This window comes from Paenibacillus lentus (assembly GCF_003931855.1).
In the GTDB taxonomy this organism is placed as follows: domain Bacteria; phylum Bacillota; class Bacilli; order Paenibacillales; family Paenibacillaceae; genus Fontibacillus; species Fontibacillus lentus.
In genome coordinates this window covers 1,642,787-1,662,218 of record NZ_CP034248.1, presented here as the reverse complement: position 1 = coordinate 1,662,218, position 19,432 = coordinate 1,642,787, and the positions used below count along the sequence as shown (strand labels likewise).

At 45.8% G+C, this 19,432-nt stretch carries 26 protein-coding genes; 2 read left to right on the top strand and 24 right to left on the bottom strand.

Features of this window, described 5'->3' with window-relative positions:
* Positions 1–224: 224 nt before the first annotated feature.
* The 3 genes from EIM92_RS07465 to EIM92_RS07455 form a co-directional block, all read right to left on the bottom strand.
* A complete protein-coding gene (locus tag EIM92_RS07465; RefSeq protein WP_110931250.1) occupies positions 225–455 on the bottom strand; it encodes a hypothetical protein in 231 nt (76 codons plus the stop codon).
* 234 nt (positions 456–689) lie between these two features.
* A complete protein-coding gene (locus EIM92_RS07460; RefSeq protein WP_125082135.1) occupies positions 690–1,310 on the bottom strand; it encodes a stage II sporulation protein M in 621 nt (206 codons plus the stop codon).
* Between the two features lie 408 nt (positions 1,311–1,718).
* The gene (locus EIM92_RS07455) at positions 1,719–3,014 is read right to left on the bottom strand and encodes an IS110 family RNA-guided transposase (RefSeq protein WP_125082134.1); all 1,296 of its coding nucleotides are present in this window, start codon (positions 3,012–3,014) and stop codon (positions 1,719–1,721) included.
* Between the two features lie 234 nt (positions 3,015–3,248).
* Here EIM92_RS07455 and pdaB point away from each other — a divergent pair, with 234 nt between their 5' ends.
* On the top strand, positions 3,249–4,058 hold the full coding sequence (gene pdaB / locus EIM92_RS07450) for a polysaccharide deacetylase family sporulation protein PdaB (RefSeq protein WP_125082133.1): 810 nt from the start codon (positions 3,249–3,251) through the stop codon (positions 4,056–4,058).
* A 108-nt stretch (positions 4,059–4,166) separates the two neighbouring features.
* Here the strand turns inward: pdaB and EIM92_RS07445 are convergent, their stop codons facing one another.
* A complete protein-coding gene (locus EIM92_RS07445) occupies positions 4,167–4,778 on the bottom strand; it encodes a KinB-signaling pathway activation protein (protein WP_125082132.1) in 612 nt (203 codons plus the stop codon).
* A 130-nt stretch (positions 4,779–4,908) separates the two neighbouring features.
* Between EIM92_RS07445 and gerD the strand changes: the two genes are divergently transcribed.
* On the top strand, positions 4,909–5,718 hold the full coding sequence (gerD, locus tag EIM92_RS07440; protein ID WP_125082131.1) for a spore germination lipoprotein GerD: 810 nt from the start codon (positions 4,909–4,911) through the stop codon (positions 5,716–5,718).
* Positions 5,719–5,793: 75 nt separating this feature from the next.
* On the opposite strand, the gene EIM92_RS07435 is transcribed toward gerD, so the two are convergent.
* From EIM92_RS07435 to rpmD, 20 genes are all read right to left on the bottom strand, one after another.
* Positions 5,794–6,921: an Mrp/NBP35 family ATP-binding protein gene (locus EIM92_RS07435; protein WP_125085054.1), complete on the bottom strand. Its 1,128-nt coding sequence runs from the start codon at positions 6,919–6,921 to the stop codon at positions 5,794–5,796.
* Positions 6,922–6,980: 59 nt separating this feature from the next.
* On the bottom strand, positions 6,981–7,751 hold the full coding sequence (gene cwlD, locus EIM92_RS07430; protein ID WP_125082130.1) for an N-acetylmuramoyl-L-alanine amidase CwlD: 771 nt from the start codon (positions 7,749–7,751) through the stop codon (positions 6,981–6,983).
* A gap of 79 nt (positions 7,752–7,830) precedes the next feature.
* Entirely contained in the window at positions 7,831–9,000 is a 1,170-nt protein-coding gene (gene sat / locus EIM92_RS07425; RefSeq protein ID WP_125082129.1) for a sulfate adenylyltransferase, read from the bottom strand.
* A gap of 35 nt (positions 9,001–9,035) precedes the next feature.
* A complete protein-coding gene (locus EIM92_RS07420; RefSeq protein ID WP_125082128.1) occupies positions 9,036–9,728 on the bottom strand; it encodes a phosphoadenylyl-sulfate reductase in 693 nt (230 codons plus the stop codon).
* 491 nt (positions 9,729–10,219) lie between these two features.
* Positions 10,220–10,612, bottom strand: a complete 393-nt coding sequence (gene rpsI, locus EIM92_RS07415; protein WP_019635799.1) for a 30S ribosomal protein S9 — start codon at positions 10,610–10,612, stop codon at positions 10,220–10,222.
* 20 nt (positions 10,613–10,632) lie between these two features.
* The gene (gene rplM / locus EIM92_RS07410) at positions 10,633–11,070 is read right to left on the bottom strand and encodes a 50S ribosomal protein L13 (protein ID WP_125082127.1); all 438 of its coding nucleotides are present in this window, start codon (positions 11,068–11,070) and stop codon (positions 10,633–10,635) included.
* Between the two features lie 249 nt (positions 11,071–11,319).
* Positions 11,320–11,730 (bottom strand): TFIIB-type zinc ribbon-containing protein, encoded by a 411-nt coding sequence (locus EIM92_RS07405; RefSeq protein ID WP_125082126.1) that lies wholly within the window; start codon positions 11,728–11,730, stop codon positions 11,320–11,322.
* A gap of 19 nt (positions 11,731–11,749) precedes the next feature.
* Positions 11,750–12,517, bottom strand: coding sequence for a tRNA pseudouridine(38-40) synthase TruA (gene truA, locus EIM92_RS07400; protein ID WP_125082125.1), 768 nt, complete (start codon positions 12,515–12,517; stop codon positions 11,750–11,752).
* Between the two features lie 294 nt (positions 12,518–12,811).
* Complete coding sequence (rplQ, locus tag EIM92_RS07395; protein WP_019635795.1) at positions 12,812–13,177, bottom strand: 50S ribosomal protein L17; 366 nt, start codon at positions 13,175–13,177, stop codon at positions 12,812–12,814.
* A 36-nt stretch (positions 13,178–13,213) separates the two neighbouring features.
* Positions 13,214–14,158: a DNA-directed RNA polymerase subunit alpha gene (locus EIM92_RS07390; protein ID WP_125082124.1), complete on the bottom strand. Its 945-nt coding sequence runs from the start codon at positions 14,156–14,158 to the stop codon at positions 13,214–13,216.
* Positions 14,159–14,287: 129 nt separating this feature from the next.
* Positions 14,288–14,683, bottom strand: coding sequence for a 30S ribosomal protein S11 (gene rpsK / locus EIM92_RS07385; protein ID WP_019635793.1), 396 nt, complete (start codon positions 14,681–14,683; stop codon positions 14,288–14,290).
* A gap of 19 nt (positions 14,684–14,702) precedes the next feature.
* Positions 14,703–15,071: a 30S ribosomal protein S13 gene (gene rpsM / locus EIM92_RS07380; RefSeq protein WP_125082123.1), complete on the bottom strand. Its 369-nt coding sequence runs from the start codon at positions 15,069–15,071 to the stop codon at positions 14,703–14,705.
* Between the two features lie 21 nt (positions 15,072–15,092).
* A complete protein-coding gene (gene rpmJ / locus EIM92_RS07375; RefSeq protein WP_068779123.1) occupies positions 15,093–15,206 on the bottom strand; it encodes a 50S ribosomal protein L36 in 114 nt (37 codons plus the stop codon).
* Positions 15,207–15,359: 153 nt separating this feature from the next.
* The gene (gene infA / locus EIM92_RS07370) at positions 15,360–15,575 is read right to left on the bottom strand and encodes a translation initiation factor IF-1 (protein ID WP_059040336.1); all 216 of its coding nucleotides are present in this window, start codon (positions 15,573–15,575) and stop codon (positions 15,360–15,362) included.
* A gap of 2 nt (positions 15,576–15,577) precedes the next feature.
* Entirely contained in the window at positions 15,578–15,892 is a 315-nt protein-coding gene (locus EIM92_RS07365; RefSeq protein WP_125085053.1) for a KOW domain-containing RNA-binding protein, read from the bottom strand.
* A gap of 3 nt (positions 15,893–15,895) precedes the next feature.
* The gene (gene map / locus EIM92_RS07360; RefSeq protein ID WP_125082122.1) at positions 15,896–16,648 is read right to left on the bottom strand and encodes a type I methionyl aminopeptidase; all 753 of its coding nucleotides are present in this window, start codon (positions 16,646–16,648) and stop codon (positions 15,896–15,898) included.
* A gap of 3 nt (positions 16,649–16,651) precedes the next feature.
* A complete protein-coding gene (locus EIM92_RS07355) occupies positions 16,652–17,296 on the bottom strand; it encodes an adenylate kinase (RefSeq protein WP_125082121.1) in 645 nt (214 codons plus the stop codon).
* Between the two features lie 99 nt (positions 17,297–17,395).
* On the bottom strand, positions 17,396–18,694 hold the full coding sequence (gene secY, locus EIM92_RS07350; protein ID WP_125082120.1) for a preprotein translocase subunit SecY: 1,299 nt from the start codon (positions 18,692–18,694) through the stop codon (positions 17,396–17,398).
* Complete coding sequence (gene rplO / locus EIM92_RS07345) at positions 18,694–19,134, bottom strand: 50S ribosomal protein L15 (RefSeq protein ID WP_110931230.1); 441 nt, start codon at positions 19,132–19,134, stop codon at positions 18,694–18,696. The genes secY and rplO overlap by 1 nt, the downstream gene beginning before the upstream one ends.
* Positions 19,135–19,237: 103 nt before the next feature.
* Positions 19,238–19,423 carry a 50S ribosomal protein L30 gene (gene rpmD / locus EIM92_RS07340; protein WP_125082119.1) on the bottom strand — a complete coding sequence of 62 codons (186 nt, stop codon included), beginning with the start codon at positions 19,421–19,423 and terminating at the stop codon, positions 19,238–19,240.
* Positions 19,424–19,432: the final 9 nt, after the last annotated feature.

Here is a 19,432-nt window from a genome sequence, read left to right as displayed (position 1 = left end):
CACTCGTTGTTCAGTTTTCAAAGATCAACTTCGTTTCTCTTGCGACGCCGTGTTTCAGCGGCGACTTTTATAATATAACATACTTGGCTAGGTTTTTGCAAGAGCTTTTTTAAAAAAGTTTTTAACTCCTTAATCTCACTCTTAATTTCCTGCCCATGCCTCAAAAGAGGCACGAACAATAATTTATCACATCTTTAATTCTTATGTCAATACCATTTATAAAATTATTGCCTTGCTTGTGGAAAACTAGCTCTTCGTGCATATTTGGAGAGTTCTTTTGAAGGGGCAAACCGAGCATACATCCGAAATACGGTCTTATATCGATTCGCAATCGCATGTCTGATATCCTGATCAAGACGATTGTCGCTCATATCCAAAAGCATCTCATCTAGTTCCTTACGGAGAACATAATCAAGTTCCTTGCATTCTTTTTCATTAAATAACATACCCAACATGGCTCACAGCTCCTCTTCTAACTAAGTTACGATTGGTACAGGATTTGATGGCACTATGCTCTTAGCCCCTATTTGACCAAGATGAAAATCTCAAGGTCATCGTGAAGGTTCAAGATCTTGAAACTCATCTCTGTGGGTTAACGATGATTAACCTTTTTTCCAAATTAAGAAACTCTGCCTTTTGAACCGCTTTAATGGTATGCACAATTTTTAGAAAAAATATGAATGCTTTTATCATTTTATGTTTTGAACCAAATGAAATGTAATCGTGCTTTCGATAATAGCCGCCACTAATAAGGCCACCGTAATCCAGATAGCCGCTGTTCCCACTGCCCGAAAAAACGTCCCCCACTTCACACTGCGCTCATGGCGATCCCTAGCGCCCAACTCACCTATACTTTTCATTACTAAATAACCAAACTGCAGCCCATAAGCCGCGGCAACTACAATAGCCGGTATTTCTATAATTCCGTGCGGCAGCAATCCTTTTACGATCAAATCGAACATGTTGGCTCCTTGAGCCAATGCCGCATGAACCAGAAAGCCCAATACCATTCCATTCATCACCAAGAACACAATCGGCATAAACCCGAATAAAGCACCTAGCCCCATTATAAATAAACTTTTCACAGCATTATTTAAAAAGATAAATATAAAGAAGCTTAGCTCCGGCGAAGGAGATTGCGACAATTTCCCGCCCATCTCCTGCAGTGCTTCTATTTGCGGCTCGATCATCGCGCCAAGTTCATCCGTAAAGACAACTCCCGCGAGGATTCCTGCGACAAAAAGTCCAAGAGCAATGAATACCATCAACCGATATTGTACTAAATCTTGAATAAAGCGACGAAAAGACATATGTTCCTCCCACTATAAATTAATATTTTCTCGCTCTTTCTCACATTTCCTTAGAATTTTAACATTGACTACCTCGAGAGGTGGATATAACGGGAAGTTTATAGAATTTATTTCCTTTCGGCAGTGTGCGGGAACAGAGATTGGAATGGATTTTCCAAAAAAAAGTGGTTTCCGTATGATCGCACCTTGGATATCCACAACACTTCCTTGATGGTTTACCCTCCCATGTCACACGGGGTCTATGCCCTTACATTCCTTCGTTCTACCTCTCAAGGGGTGGACGCCGTTTCTCGCTCCTTTACTGGGTCGTTGCCCTTATGGAATAGTTCCTGCGGCTGATCCGTGCTTCCATTGTCTCTGTATTGATCCTAAGCATATAGTGAGTCTATCGACCTGAACGTGATTGATTTAAGCAGCCAACTGAAGCTGAGCCCGGCGAACCGGTCCTAAGACATCAGCGGCATTGTATACGATTTTCCTTGTGCCTAACGTGTGTAAAATGCGAATCAGTTTTCCACAAAGCGCCACAATAGACTGTTTCTTTTTCAACGGATTGACCTGGCGCTGCGTATAATACTGATGCATCGCTTTAAACTCCGGGTTCTTTGCCACCATGGGCAACACGGCTCGGAAAAGTAGTGCTCGAAGACGTGATCGACCTCGTTTGCTGATCGTCGTTCGACCCTTTTTCTTTCCAGAACTGTTTTCTCGCAGGTTAAGTCCCGCGAGACGGATAATCTGTTGACCGTGGCTATACCGAGATAGGTCACCGGTTTCTGCTAGGAAGCCAGCAAGTGTCGTGATTCCTACACCCGGAATAGTGAGCATTTCCTGTGTGCCAGGAATCTGTTTGAGTAATAACTCCACTTGATTCATGATCTCTTCCAGTTGTTGTGTAAATAAGGCGTACTGTTGCATCCAAGTGTGTAACTCTAACTTAGCAGCAGTGGTACCTTCTGTGAGTCCAATGGATTCAGAGGCAGCTTCCACAAGCTTTTCAGCTCGCTTTATCCCTACGGCTCGCTGTACGTCTTGCTTCCATCGCCCGAGGATCGCAGTGGCGCCAAGGGCTACGATCTCTTGCGGCAATGGAAACTCAGTCAACGTGACGAGCGCGGCTTTGCCCTCCCAGCTCTTAAAGACGTTGTTAAACTCCGGGAAAAACCGATCGAGCCAGTTTTGAATCCGTCTTTGGACTTGCCCCAAACTGACCATCGTTTTCTCACGCATATTCATGAGAATTCTCAAATCTGCGTAAACGCTAGTCGGTAGTTGGGGTTCGGTATAGTGACCGTTACGGACAAGATCCGCAATCACTTTGGCATCCTTGTAGTCATTTTTAGTCTGGGAGTTATCCTCCAGTTCCTTGCTCTTATGCACATGATGAGGATTCACGACCACGATACGAATGCCCTTGTCTTGCAAGAACTCAGCCAGGGGAAACCAGTAGTGTCCGGTGGGCTCAATGCCAAACACAATATCTGTTTTGGCGTACTGCCTCTGCAATGCCTTCATCCACGATACGAGTTTCGAGAGTCCCTTACGGCTGTTTTCAAATACACAGTCTTTGCCAAGCTCGATTCCGCGAAAATCGATCGCTCTGGCAACATGGGTGTCCTTTGCAATATCTGCACCGACAACCAAAGTTTGATCTGTAATGTCCAAAATGCGTTGATTCTGTTTCTCTTTTAGCTTATACTTCATTTGAGCGTCCTCCTTCTAATTAGGGCAGTGAATGGTTCGCATTCCAAGACCCAGCATACAGGAGGCGCTTTTTTTGTTCAAATCTCATATTAATTCATTACAGGAATAGCTCCTATATATAAGTAATTCATGAATGATACCCTTACCTCCGGACAAGAAGGTAATATTCCCTGAAGGTACGATCATATATTGTAACAACGGACAAATTCATTTGATACGAGAGGGGCATAACTTATGAATAATTTCTTCTACGTCCTCAATGGGAAAAAGATCAAACGCTTCTTGTTTGTCTTCGCCGCAGCCCTGTTTGCAGCCGGTGTGATCTATGTAGAGAAAGAGAATATTACGGTATTCTCTGAGGAGAACAATGCTTCGGCCATTTATAGTGTATCCACCGACAAAAAGGTTATTGCCTTGACGTTTGATATTAGTTGGGGGGATACGAGAGCGGAGCCGATTCTCCAAGTTCTTAAAGAGAAGGATGTAAAAAAGTCAACCTTCTTCCTTTCCTCCCCATGGAGCAAGAACCATCCAGAAATCGTCAAGGCCATTCAACAGCAGGGTTTTGAAATTGGCAGCCATGGCCATAAGCATGTTAACTACAGTGAACTCGATGACGAAGAAATCAAAAGACAAATTACAACAGCTCATTCTATTTTAACCGATCTAACCGGAAAATCACCAAATTTGCTCCGGCTGCCGAATGGCGATTTTGACAAACGCGTCTTGAAAATTGCCAACAATCTTGGCTATAAAGTAATTCAATGGGATACCGATTCCCAGGATTGGATGAATAAAGGTGTTGAAAACATCGTAAATCGCGTAGTCAGCAAAGCACATCCTGGAGATATCGTTCTGTTGCACGCTAGCGACTCGGTCAAACAGACGCACGAAGCCTTACCCATTATTATTGATGAGCTCCGCAAAAAAGGATACGAATTCGTCACTGTCTCAGATCTCCTTCAGGAAGCTGGCGTTAAAGGTACCCAGGTCAGGGATCAAGCTTGGATTCAAGAGCAAATTAATATAGCTGCAGGAATGTAACTGGCTCAGGGCATATAAATCAAGAGTTGGCTTCCGTTTTAGCGGGGGCCCTTTTCTTATATTCAGCGAAAACAAAAAGCTCAGCATAACACTGAGCTTCCTTACTTCCTATTGGGGGCTCTGTACGGGCACAGAAGTGCTAACAGGCTTCAATACTTTGTGTAAAATCAGTATTTGATAAGCATTACATGCCAGGAGCGGAGCAACGATCCAGGCCGTCGCTGCATTAACCCCGATCTTAAGCACCCCGATCATTTCTACAATTGTCACGGCAATCATGAAAAACAAGGTAGGAATCCACGCCGTTGTATTCGTAAGCCTGGCTTTATAAAAAGCTACAGCACAAGATACAATAAGTATAACGACGCTAAGAATGATATCCGAACTACCACCCTGCCCCTTACCAACGAATGTACGGAAGAACATCAACTCAAGCAGCGCCAGTGCTGTGAGTACAATTTGCATATACTGCCAGGTTCTTCTGGAGAATACGCCTGTTCCCATATAGTTGATCATTAAATAAGCAAAGAAGCCCATCTGGGAATAAACGCTTACCATAATGCCTACTCCGAGTAAAATGCCGACATTCACCACAAAATCAACTACGCCGTTTAATTGCACGGTATCCGTCCATTGCAAAATTAAACCGACCGCTAATGAGCCAACTGCTCCGACCAGTAATGTGGTCCAGAACAAATACAGCCAATTTTTCAAACTCAAGTCCATTCCCCCCCCCATTACCGAATTATTTTACCAACGATTCCGTTAAAACACCATGCCTTTCAAGGGGATAATTCCTATTTCACGTCCGCATACTAAATGCAGCGATGACATGAAGGAGGATGGAACCATGAAGTGGGTTAATTACCGTTGGATAATTTGCCTTATATGTACCTGCACACTCCCGCTGACGGCTTGCGGTTCTGAACAAAGCTCCTCTTCTTCCCAAGGTGGGGGATACAAAGAAACCAAGTCTATGATCATTGACATACTTAAAACCGATGAAGGAAAGAAAGCCATTTATGAAGCACTGAGCTCACCCCCATCTGAAAACGGTGAGGGAGGACAATCTGGAGGCTCGGGATCCGAGTCGGGTGGTGAAGGTGGCAGCGGTTCTGGTTCCGGTGGCAGTTCTGGCTCGTCAGGCTCTGGGGAATCCGGGGGCTCGGGATCCGGCGGGGGTAGCATGGGAATCAAAATGATTCTCCCTTCTCAAACCTCAGAACAGGTTCGCCTGGCGGTAAAAGAAACCATCACATCACCAGAATACAAAAAAGAATTTGAAAAAATAATGACCGACCCGAAATTCGCCAGTGATTTCGCCAAGGCGATTAATTCGCAGAACAAAGAGCTGCATATGCAATTAATTAAAGACCCGACGTATCAAAAATCAATCACTGATATCATGAAATCGCCTGAAGTAATGAAGATGTTCCTCGATCTTACCCAGACACCAGACTTCCGTAAACAGTCCATGACAGTCATGCAAGAAGCTATGCAAAGCCCTTTATTTAAAATGCAGGTGATGGAACTGCTAAAAACAGTCGTTCAGGAACAATTGCAACCTAAACTGGAGAAGGAGCCTTCCTCCGGGCAAGGTGGTGGAGAAGGCGGACAAGGTGGACAAAGCGGCGGTGAAGGAGGGGGCGGCGGCAGCTAAAATGCTGCGGAGGTATGATATACATTTCGCCCTAAGACTAGATATGCTGATTTACAAAGAAGACTGACCTCCTGGTCAGTCTTCCGCATATTTATTCATGACTTGCTGGGCAATCTCATCATATATTTGACCAATTGCGCTGTCTTGCTTATATACACAAGGTGAGAAGTCAGGCTCTGCAGGATGGTTATCAGGAGCACCAACCGGAATTTGCGCGAGCAACCCAGTATGCAGCGTCTCTGCGAGACGAGCCCCCCCACCTCGTCCAAAAATATATTCCTTTTGCCCACAGCCCGAGCATTCATAATAGGCCATATTCTCCACTACACCTAATATCTCATGGTTTGTCTGCAATGCCATCGCGCCCGCACGCGCCGCTACGAAGGCCGCAGTCGCATGGGGTGTGGTTACGATGATCTCGCTGCTATGCGGAATCATCTGGTGCACATCAAGCGCTACGTCTCCTGTTCCTGGCGGCAAATCAAGCAGCATATAATCGAGTTCTCCCCATTCCACGTCAACGAAAAATTGCCGGAGCATTTTTCCCAACATAGGTCCACGCCAAATGACTGGATTATTTTCGCGAATAAAAAATCCCATTGACATCACCTTGACACCAAAGCGTTCTACAGGAATGATAGCACCCTCGTCGACATTAGGCACTTCCTCAATCCCCATCATATCAGGTACGCTGAAACCGTATATATCTGCATCAATTAGTCCAACACGTTGTCCATGCCGTGCGAGCGCTGCTGCCAAATTCACGGTTACAGTAGATTTTCCTACACCGCCCTTACCGCTGGCAATAGCGATAAACTTCACTCCGGCTTTCGGATCAAGGATCGGCAGTTTCTCCAAGCCTGCTGCATGCCCTTTTCGCAGCACCTCTTCACCAGGAGGCTCTTCTGCTCCTTCATTCCCTCTCGTTTCCTGCCTGCCAACGACCTCCTCGCGTTCCCGCTCGGATGCCTCCCGGAATCTGATATGCACATGACTAACCCCGGCTGATGCTAGACGATCACGAATTTCCTGCTCTAACAGCCTCTGTGTCTCTTCATTCTTCTCTAGACAAACTACCGTTAAAGAAACACGCTCCTCTTTCACCATCATGTCACGAATCCATTGCAGCTCCACCAAGCTACGCTTAAGCGTAGGCTCGGCAATAGGACGCAAGGCCGCTTGAATATGCTCCTTAGATAACAATGACAGCACCTCGACTTTGTATCATATCGTGTTGCTTGAATTAAATTATGTATATTATATCACTCTCCGCTCTCATTTGCCCTCTTTCCCTTCTCGCCAGAGCTATATCTTAGAATTCCCTGATAGATCGATGCTGCCACTTTACGTTGGTAACGCTCATTTCCGAGCATTGCCGCTTCCCCTGGATGGGACAAAAAACCGACCTCAACAAGGACAGATGGAACTTTCAAAGCCTCCAGCAGGTAGACCGTCTTATCGTTCCCTTTCGCAACGCGATCACTATTCTCCAAATTCCGTATTAGCTCCTCCTGAATGAGGTAGGCCAAATCATAGCTGTCCTTATTCGCTGAAGTAAAAAAGGTTTGCGCTCCGCTCCACCTGCTAGACGGGACACTGTTCATATGGATGCTGACCATCAGCTTCGCCTGCTTCTCCTCTATAAAACGAACACGCCGCTTCAAGTCCTCGGTTTTACGCTTACTGTACCCCTTCGTCTCTTCATCGGCCAAGTCCCGATCATCTTCGCGAGTCATGACCACAATAGCGCCAGCTTGCTGCAAATAGTCACGTAAATAGAGAGCCACTGCCAAATTGATATCCTTCTCAACGAGCCCCTGCCGACTAACCGCTCCACCATCAGGCCCACCGTGTCCAGCATCCAAAGCTATCGTCATTCCGGCCAATGGCAGACTCCAATAATTCCAGGCATTCCTCGCCGGGACTTCATAAAATGCGATCCCCCATAACATGCCCAGCAAGGCGAGGCCGAGCATCAGTTTTTTGATATGACTTAAGGGAATCCATAGCGTCACCTTATCTCGTGAGCCCATAAAAAAGCCACCTCCGCACCCATAATGATTCTAATCATCTATATGGGACGAGGTGGACAAATATACCTTATCTATACGGTTAAATAATAACCTGGTGACTCATGCCTTCAATCAACACCTTTGCAACTTCTGGTCTAGTAAATTCCGGCGGCGGGCATACGCCATCACGCAGTAAAGCTCTTACCTTCGTGCCGGACAATGTCAAATGAGATTCCTTCGGATGCGGACATGTCTTGCTGGAAGCCATATTGCCGCAAGTCTTACAGAAAAAGCTATGCTCGAAAAATAATGGAGAGATACCGAGTTCTTCTGGCGTGAAATTCAAAAATATTTCCTGCGCCTCATAGGTTCCGTAATAATCACCAACACCTGCATGGTCGCGACCAACGATAAAATGAGTGCAGCCGTAATTTTTACGAACCATCGCATGGAATATCGCTTCTCGCGGCCCCGCATAACGCATAGCTGCCGGAAATACCCCGAGGAAGGTGCGGTCAGCAGGGTAATAATTCTCCAGCAATGTGAGATAACTCTTCATCCGTACATCTGCTGGAACGTCATCCGATTTCGTTTCCCCGACTAACGGATTCAAGAACAGCGCATCCACAATTTCCATCGCGCTCTTCTGGATATATTCATGCGCGCGATGTACCGGGTTACGTGTCTGGAATCCAACTACGGTTCTCCAGCCCTTCTCGGCAAATAAACGTCGCGTGTCCGCCGGATCGAAGTAAAATTCGCCAAAACGCTCCGGTTGCGGTCGATTCAGCACCTGTACCGGACCACCTACGTAATATGGTGATCGTTCAAATAGCTTAGCTACACCTGGATGCTCCGTATCCTCCGTCTTAAATACATTTCTGGCTTCTACAGCCTGATCCACCTTATATACACTTTGTACATCCAGAAGCCCGTATACAATCCCATCCTGTTCACCTACTAAGGCTACTCGTTTGGAGACTTCTAATTGATCAGCCTGCTCTTCGCTCACCGACAAGGTAATCGGAATGCTCCATACTGTGCCGTCCGCCAGTCTCATCTTATGAACAACGGATTCATAATCTTCTTTATTCAAAAATCCTTCCAACGGAGAAAATGCACCAACCCCAATTAGATCCAGGTCGGAAATCGTCCATGTGTTTATTAGAATCTTCGGTAGCTCCTTAGCAGACACAAGCAGCTTCTCTCTATCCTCACCAGTGACAATCCGGTTCACTAACTTGCCACCGTGCGGCAAAATTGCTGTCATCTCCATCACTCCCTGTAACTAAATTGTATAATGATTTATTTATGAAGTCCGCACTCTATCTTATCTGAACCTGACCAGCGTCCTGCCCGAGGATCTTCCCCAGGCATAACCTGTCTCGTGCAATACTCACAACCGATGCTCGGATAATTTTGATCATGCAGCGGATTGTAAAGCACATCATTAGCCCGGATGTAATTCCATACATCCTCGGAAGTCCAGCTCGCTATCGGATTAAATTTAACCAATCCGAATTTCGTATCGTACTCTACCTTCTTCGCATTGGCACGTGTAGGCGCCTGATCACGGCGTATTCCGGTAATCCAGGCATCATATCCGGACAATACCCGAGTCAGCGGCTCCACCTTACGGATGTTGCAGCAGGCATTCGGATCACTTTTCCACAACTCCTCCCCATACCGAGCAGCTTGCTCCTCTGGCGTAATTTGCGGAGATACACGAACGAATTCAAGATTGTACCTGGAGGCCATTTTATCACGAGTTTCATACGTTTCTTTAAAATGGAAGTCCGTATCCAAATAAAAAATATCCGTCGATGGACTAATCTTTTGCACCATATCGACTAGAACGACATCCTCCGCTCCGAAGCTACAGGCAAACGTAATATTCGGAAACGTCTGAATCGCCCAAGCGATCACCTCTTCAGCTGAAGCATTCTCAAACTCTTCCGCCTTACTTTGAATCAATTGTTCTTTCTCCAATAAATTCATGGTTCCATCCCCCTCGCAGTCAACTTACATAAACAAGGAAATATTCCTACTAATCAGATTTGAATTATAATTTAAAGTATAGAACTTTTTAACAATAAGTCAATATGAACACAAGAAAAAAGCCCTTGCATATATGCAAGAGCTGAGTTTAGTTTACTTATCAAATAGATCTAAAACATCATAGTTAAAATACTCAACATTTCTTTTTTGTGATGCATCTTTAAATATCAGTTCATTTTTTCCCCCAGGTTTCATTTAGAAAGTGGTAATATTTCGCTCGCTGCTTCTCCAATTCTTGACTAACAAAGAATATCGGACTGGATAATTGTTCAGACTGCAACATATAAAGAGCTATTATGTAATACACGTTTTAACATCAATTTAATCAAAATACCCACCTAATATGTATTTCATTAGTTACACTAGGTCATTTCTTAACATAAAAAAACAGCCTGCTCCAGGATAACCGGAACAGGCTGCAAGCGTTGAAATTAACGTTTGGAGAATTGTGGTGCACGACGAGCAGCTTTAAGACCGTATTTCTTACGTTCTTTCATACGTGGGTCACGAGTCAAGAAGCCTGCTTTCTTCAGTGCAGGACGGAACTCTGGGTCTGCTTTAAGCAATGCACGGGAAATACCGTGGCGAATCGCTCCGGCTTGACCAGAAATGCCTCCGCCGTGAGCAATTACGATCACGTCGTAGCTTGAAGTTGTTTCCGTCAAATTTAGAGGTTGTTTAACGATCAGTTTGAGAGTTTCCAAACCGAAGTAGTCATTGATATCACGTTTATTGATGACAATGCGTCCTTCACCCGGTACAAGGCGAACACGAGCTACCGAATGTTTACGACGACCTGTCCCATAGTATTGTACTTGTGCCATGAAACTGTCCTCCCTTTTAATTATCCGCGAAGTTCGTAAACTTCAGGTTTTTGTGCTGCATGTGGATGCTCAGTACCCGCATAAGCTTTCAATCTCAGCTTCATTTTCTCACCTTGGCGAGTTTTAGGAAGCATGCCATGAACTGCTGATTCGATCATACGTTCAGGTCTTGTTCTCAAAAGGTCTTGAGCAACCGTCACTTTAAGACCACCTGTATATTGGGAGTGACGATAGTATTTCTTACTTTCCATTTTGTTGCCGCTCAGTCTGATTTTCTCAGAATTGATAACGATAACGAAGTCACCGCCGTCAACATGAGGTGTAAATCCTGGTTTGTGTTTACCGCGAATCAATGCCGCAGCTTCGCTTGCCAGACGGCCCAGCGTTTTGCCTTCGGCATCGATGATGTGCCATTTGCGTTCAACTTCGCTTGGCTTAGCCATATAGGTGGTACGCATGTAAAGATCCTCCTTCATTCTCGTCCGAAATCATTCATAGATACCAGAGATGTTCATGCTCTTTGGGCGCAGAACGAATCTGGCATATTTATCTTCGTTCGTATGCTTATTCGCATTTAAATTATCATTGATGTATCTTTTTCTTATTGGGGGCTGTGGGATAGCCATAAGAAAACACAACTTATATTTTACAGGATGCGAATTTATTACGCAAGTCTTTTTTAGGAGTAAATTCAATATGTGTGTACTTTAATCGAATAAGTCTCCTAGAACGTCCAGAACGGACTTTTTCTTTTTATATTTATAGTGGTTCTTGTGATACTTACTTCCATGAAAGCGAGGGTCGTAGCCTTGCTGCGGCGGTTGATTCCCGTATCCAGGGTTGTAGCCCTGCTGTGAAGGTGGAGGAGTTCCATAACCTTTATTTAGGTTAGGCCCGGGCTGGCCATATTGCTGATACCCTTGATGATATGCTTGTCCACCTTCCCGACTCTCGTACCACTCATCGAACTCCGGCCGCAATTCACGTATTTCCCCAAGCAGCTTCTCCAGTTCCCCACGATCTAACCATACCCCTTTACAATCCGGACAAACATCAATTAACACGCCATTCTTTTCAACTTCTCTCATACGAACATCATTACATACAGGACATTTCATAATAATGTAGCCTCCAGTCCTAATCATATTCCACGCTCCACAGCATAAGTCCTTTGCTCTCTGCCGTTGGACCAGCCGCTTTGCGATCCTTCGCTTCCAGGATCTGCTTCATTTCCTCTGGAAGCCGCTTGCCCTGACCTACTTCTAGCAGTGTTCCTACAATAATTCTAACCATATGCTGCAGAAAGCCATTACCGCTAATATACAGATGTACTACTCCCTGATCCCGGGATTCCGGTCTCGCCAAGGACGTATCCACCTCGATTCTAGCTTCATCGATCGTCCGAACATGACTAGCTTTCGTGGAATGGCGGGAAGCAAACGACGTATAATCATTCGTTCCTATAAGATAGCTTAAACCTTTCTGCATTGCAGAAATATTAAGTCTCCCCGGATGGTGGAGCTGGTAATTTCTTTGAAACACATCAGGAACCCGGTTAGCATTTATCGTATAACGGTATGTTTTCCGTTTAGCCGAGCGTCTCGCGTGAAAATCAAGTTCTACCTCTTCAGCAGCCGTTACCCGAATATCTGCAGGCAGGCGTGCATTTAATGCTAGACACCAGCGCTCTACCGGAATTTGCGATGAGGTAATGAAGTGAAACGGTTGTGCCCGTGCGTGAACCCCCGCATCTGTACGGCCAGATCCATGAATTTTGACTACCTCGCCCGTTAAATGCCGTATTGCCGCCTCCAAACAGTCTTGGATTGTGTTGCCGCCAGGCTGCGTCTGAAAGCCATAATAACTAGTTCCGTCATAACAGACCGTCATCAGTAAATTACGCACAACCTTGCCACCTTCCTGGCTCTACTTCATCATTTGAAAATAAAAACTCTCCGAGCGAATGAGCCATATTCAGGCTTGCGTACAGAGAGTTTTGCATCACATATAATATAGAGTCCAAACCACACCCAGACGGGTGTGATACTGTTCTCATATAAGAGCAAAGCCCCGCTCAAGCCACCCTGGCTCGTTCGGGGCTGAAAGCCGCAGAACAGGAGTCTGGCTCCTTCACGCAGTTGCTCTCTTTATGAATAAGCTATATCCCCTCACGGGAAAATAGAGACCATTCACGAAGAACTAAGCCCGATCTACCAGTTCAAGATAAACCATAGGGGCAGAGTCACCACGACGAGGTCCCAGCTTCAGGATACGAGTGTATCCGCCTGGACGCTCGGAGTAACGAGTTGCGATTTCAGTGAACAGCTTTTGGATTGCATCTTGCTCTCCATCGATCGATTCACGGCGAACGAACGCTGCGACTTGACGACGGGCATGCAGATCTCCGCGTTTTGCTTTTGTAATCAGCTTCTCGGCGATAGAACGAACTTCTTTCGCTTTTGCTTCTGTCGTTTGGATACGCTCGTACAAGAACAAGTCTGTTACCAGGTCACGGAACAAAGCTTTACGTGCACTAGAGTTACGGCCCAACTTTTGGTATGCCATGTATTTCCCCTCCTTCGCTAAAACGTTTCAAGCAATCTATTCTTCCGTACGAAGTCCGAGTCCAAGCTCATCCAGCTTCTCTTGGACTTCCTCCAAAGATTTGCGTCCAAGGTTCCGAACCTTCATCATATCTTCTTCGGTTTTCGTCGTCAGCTCCTGCACGGTATTGATACCGGCACGTTTGAGGCAGTTATAGGAGCGAACAGAAAGATCTAGCTCTTCGATGGTCATCTCAAGCACTTTCTCTTTCTTATCTTCTTCCTTCTCCACCATGATTTCCGCGTCCTTCGCCTCGTCCGTGAGACCCACGAACAGGTAAAGGTGCTCGGTCAAAATCTTAGCTCCGAGGCTTACCGCTTCTTCTGGTTTGATACTACCGTCTGTCCACACTTCAAGCGTAAGCTTGTCGTAGTTGGTCACTTGGCCAACACGCGTATTCTCTACAACGTAGTTGACACGTGCAATCGGGGTATAGATCGAATCAACAGGAATGACACCAATTGGTTGATCATCTCGTTTATTCCGATCTGCCTGAACATAACCGCGTCCCCGGCCTGCGAATATGCGCATGTGAAGTCTTGATCCCGGCTCAAGCGTAGCAATATGCAAATCAGGATTCAAAATTTCTACATCGCTATCCGCACGGATATCACCTGCCGTAATAACTCCTTCGCCTTCCGCATCGATCTCAAGGATTTTCTCCTCGTCCGAATGGATTTTGAGAGAGAGAGCTTTCAGATTCAGAATGATCTCCGTAACGTCTTCCATTACACCTGGAACGGTCGAAAATTCATGCAGAACGCCATCGATCTGGACCGAGGTTACCGCTGCACCCGGTAGAGAAGAGAGCAAAATCCGACGCAGCGAGTTACCCAGAGTGGTGCCATATCCACGCTCAAGTGGTTCTACTACAAATTTCCCATAGGTGCCATCATCGTTAACTTCTACGGTCTCAATTTTCGGCTTTTCGATTTCTATCACGAAATTACCCCTCCTTCAAAACGTCGTCCTAAAAAACTGCCATGTCTCCTGAAGTGTATCATGTAGTATGCCTAAACAACCATTGTTACCAAGTTGCAATGTTGTTATACCACACTTTTTGCAATTTCATTAGACACGACGGCGTTTTGGAGGACGGCAACCGTTATGCGGGATTGGAGTCACGTCTTTAATCATGTTAACTTCAAGGCCTGCCGCTTGCAGGGAACGGATAGCGGCTTCACGGCCGGCTCCAGGACCTTTAACCATAACCTCGACGGATTTCATGCCGTGTTCCATTGCCGCTTTTGCAGCTGTTTCTGCAGCCATTTGCGCAGCGAATGGAGTAGATTTACGGGAACCCTTGAACCCTTGGCCGCCGGAGCTGGCCCAAGAGATCGCATTACCGTGCGGATCCGTAATCGTTACAATCGTATTGTTGAAGGTGGAGCGAATATGCGCCACACCGGATTCAATATTTTTACGGTCACGACGTTTAGTACGTACGACTTTTTTTGGTTTAGCCATTGTCTGTTATCCTCCCTTCTTATTTCTTCTTGTTCGCTACTGTACGACGAGGACCCTTACGAGTACGGGCATTCGTTTTCGTACGTTGTCCGCGAACAGGCAGGCCACGACGATGACGTACACCACGGTAGCAGCCAATTTCGATCAAACGTTTAATATTTAAGGAAATTTCACGACGCAGGTCACCTTCAACTTTAACCTCTTTGTCGATCGTTTCGCGTAGTTTGCTAACCTCATCTTCCGTCAAATCACGAACACGAGTGTCCGGATTGATGCCTGCTGTGCTCAGGATTTTCTGAGAAGTCGTTTTACCGATTCCGAAAATGTAAGTCAAGGCGATCTCAACGCGTTTGTCACGTGGTAAGTCCACACCAGCTATACGAGCCATTTTACGCTACACCCCCTTCTATTAACCTTGTTTTTGTTTGTGCTTAGGATTTTCACAGATTACCATTACATGGCCTTTGCGACGAATGACTTTGCATTTCTCGCAAATAGGCTTTACAGAAGGTCTTACCTTCATGTTAATTACCTCCTAAAAGTTTTACAAATGTAAAACTAACTTCGAGAGCATACACTTCATGCTGCAGATCCTCGCCAGATCGCTTCATGTTGACAATGCAAACTTACTCAACCTGAATATCATACCACACAATTGTTATAATTGATATGGTGTCTATTTACGGTAAGTAATACGACCTTTAGTTAGGTCATACGGTGATAGTTGAACGACCACTTTATCTCCCGTCAGAATACGGATGAAATGCATCCGCAGCTTACCGGAAACATGAGCGAGAATTTGATGACCGTTCTCAAGCTCAACTTTGAAAGTAGCATTCGGCAGTGGTTCTATAACTACACCTTCGACTTCAATGACATCTTCCTTAGCCACAGTCAGTCTCCTTTCTCTTCAGCATTTAAATTGGCGGATTTAATAAATGCCATTACTGCGTGACGCAGTTTAGCATTCGTTACCCGTCCGCTTTCCTGCAAACTGTGAACAACCTCGCTGCTAATAACAGGCGATAGTTCGAGATGCTGTACATTCTTCCTTTTGGGATGATCAAACTTTCGTTTATTCCCATCGGCGATAAGTACGAACTTGGTGTCCACAATCGCTACAACAACAGCAACCGTCCCAGCATCCTTGCCTTTCAACACTCTCACCATTTGGCCGACATTGGCTTCTGAGCGGTGTTCCACCTTCATCACCTATACGTCCAGCTTAGTGAGAATTTCCATACCGTCAGCCGTAACTGCTACGGTATGCTCGAAGTGAGCGCAGAGCGAGCCGTCAACTGTAACGACTGTCCAATTATCTTCCAGTGTTCTTACATACCGTTTACCTACGTTGACCATCGGTTCAATAGCTAGAACCATACCTGGCTTCAGGCGTGGGCCACGATCTGGAATACCGTAATTCGGAATCTGTGGTTCCTCGTGAAGTTTCGCTCCAATGCCGTGCCCGACATATTCCCGAACGACCGAGAATCCTGCATCTTCAATGTAACGCTGAATAGCATGCGATATCGTATATAAGCGAACATCTGGTTTGACAAGCTCAAGTCCAGCAAAGAGAGAGCCTTCCGTAACTTCGAGAAGTTTCTTCGCTTCGTCGGATATCTCGCCAACCGGATACGTCCATGCCGAGTCTCCATGATAGCCGCGGTACTCCGCGCCGATATCAAGACTAATAATGTCGCCTTCATTCAGTTTGCGTTTGCCGGGAAATCCATGCACCAATTCTTCGTTAACCGAAGCGCAAATGCTGTAAGGAAAGCCGTTGTAATTTTTGAAAGACGGCACCGCGCCTTGACTGCGAATGTACTTATCAGCAATCTGATCGAGTTCCCCCGTCGTAATCCCGGGCTCAATCGATTGTGCCATGAGCCTGTGCGTCTCCGCGACGATCCGCCCTGCTTCTCTCATAAAGCCTAGTTCCGTTTCGGATTTACAAATGATCATTACTTAACCTCGCAGTAAAGATACGATTTTTTTCGTTACCGTATCAATTTCCTGTTCTCCATCAATTTCAGTCAGCAGCCCTTTACTTTCATAAAACTGAAGAAGTGGTGCTGTCTTATTGATATATTCGTCCAGCCGTGTGCCTACGCTCTCTTCATTATCATCAGAACGTTGGTACAATTCTCCGCCGCACTTATCGCAAACACCTTCCTGTTTAGGAGGATTAAAGATCACATGATAAGTAGAGCCGCAAGATTTGCAAATCCGTCGTCCCGTAAGACGAGCCAGCAATTTGTTACGATCCACTTTCAGGTTGATGACATGCGTAAGCTTCCGGTTCATTTCGCCAAGCAATTCCTCCAACGCTTCCGCTTGCGAAAGGGTTCTTGGAAATCCGTCCAATAAAAAACCTTTTTCGCAATCGGACTGCTGAAGTCGCTCACGAACGATCCCAACGGTTACGTCATCAGGTACCAGCAGGCCTTGATCGATATACTCCTTGGCTTTTAGCCCCACAGGCGTCCCCTGTTTAATCGCCAGACGAAACGCATCGCCTGTTGATACATGAGGAATGCCAAACTCGTTAACGATCGCCTCTGCTTGTGTTCCTTTTCCCGCTCCAGGAGGTCCCATGAATAAGATGTTCATGTCAAGCACTCCCTTCGAGACTGGTTCACTTCGCTAAGAAAACAGAACAATAGGCGCCAGGAGAGTTCGTTAACCAAGCTCAATCCTGGAACCTATCCCCTATTTATTAATGAAGCCTTTATAGTGACGTTTAATCAATTGCCCTTCAATCGTCTTCATCGTATCAAGCGCAACACCGATAACGATCAGAATGGAAGTTCCTCCGATTTGTACAGTACGTGGCAATCCAGCCAAAGCACCGAGAATCACCGGAAGTACAGAGATAAAGGCCAGGAACAGAGCGCCCGTCATCGTCAGTCGGGAAAGAACCCGAGTCAGATAAGTAGCCGTCGTTTTCCCCGGACGAATCCCCGGAATGTATCCGCCATTCTTTTTCATGTTATCTGCCATTTGCTGCGGGTTCATCTGTACAAACGTATAGAAGAACGTGAATCCAATAATCATCACGACGTACAACACGATCCCCAGCGGGCGGTCAATGTTCATGTTACTGCTGATCCATTGTGCCCAGCCATGTGTTGACCAGAAGCTAGCAATGACTACTGGAAACTGCAACAGGGATGAAGCGAAGATAACTGGAATAACGCCCGCTGCATTGATTTTGAGCGGAATATGCGTATTCTGCCCGCCATACATTTTGTTCCCTACAACCCGTTTAGCGTATTGTACCGGAATTTTACGTATCGCTTGTTGGATGTAAATAACACCGATCACAATAAGCACCAACACGATGATAATCGCAATGGTTTTAACAATGTTCATGAACGTTTGCCCAGAAACAATGAAATCAGACATCGCGATATTCTGAATATGCGTCGGAATCGAAGCGACGATACCCGCAAAGATAATCAGCGAAATACCGTTACCGATACCCTTTTCAGTGATTTGCTCACCGAGCCACATGAGGAATGATGTACCCGCGGTCAATACAATCGCGATTAACATATAATCCCCAAACGTAGCGTTCGGTACCATCTCAGTACCATACAAGCGGTTGAAACCGATCGAGGTTGCAAAGGCTTGGATGATGGCCAAGCCAACCGTTGCATAACGAGTGACTTGAGCCGTCTTTCTTTTGCCATGCTCGCCTTGTTTCGCCCATTCTGCCAGCTTAGGAATAACGTCCATCGACAGTAGCTGTATGATAATAGAGGCTGTGATATAAGGGAAAATCCCGATTGCAAAAATCGAGAAATTTTGCAGCGCGCCGCCTGAGAAGGTGTTCAATAGCCCGAGCAAATCGCTTCCCGCAGTGTTGGTCTGTTTAAACACTTCTTTATTAACGCCCGGAACCGGGACAAATGTACCGATCCGGTAAATAATAAAGACGAAAAGTGTGAACAAAATACGGGTTCGCAGATCTTTAACGTGCCATATGTTCTTCATCGTTTTAAACATTAGATCACCTCGGTTTTACCGCCGGCAGCCTCGATTTTCTCTACCGCGGATTGAGAGAACTTATTCGCTTTAACCGTCAATTTGACAGTAATTTCACCGTTGCCAAGAATCTTGATGCCGCTTTTTGCGTTCTTCACGATTCCTTGTTCAAACAACAGCTCAGGAGTAACCTCTGTATCCGCCGCAAAGTTGTTCAATTCCTGGGTGTTCACAATCGCATACTCTTTCCGCGTAGGATTCGTAAATCCGCGTTTAGGCAAGCGACGATACAACGGGTTTTGACCGCCTTCGAAGCCCGGACGGACACCACCGCCGGAACGAGCATTTTGACCTTTGTGACCACGAGTTGATGTTTTACCCATACCACTTCCTGTACCGCGTCCAACACGTTTGCGTTCTTTGCGGGAACCTGGAGCAGGGGAAAGCTCATGTAACTTCATCGTTCGTTGCACCTCCTTATTTATTGTTTCACTTGCGAAAATGACAACCGATCGGTATGCCATTATAATTCAATAGCGAAATCCGCTAATACTTGTCAGGGAGTTATCCTTGGATTTCTTCAACGGATACCAAATGGCTTACAATATTAATCATACCACGAATGGCAGGATTGTCTTGTTGGACCACGGTTTGGTTGATTTTGCGCAATCCCAACGTTTGAACGGTTGTGCGCTGTTTCTCCGATGTACCGATCAAACTACGTACGAGGGTAATTTGCAGCTTTGCCATGAGATTCCC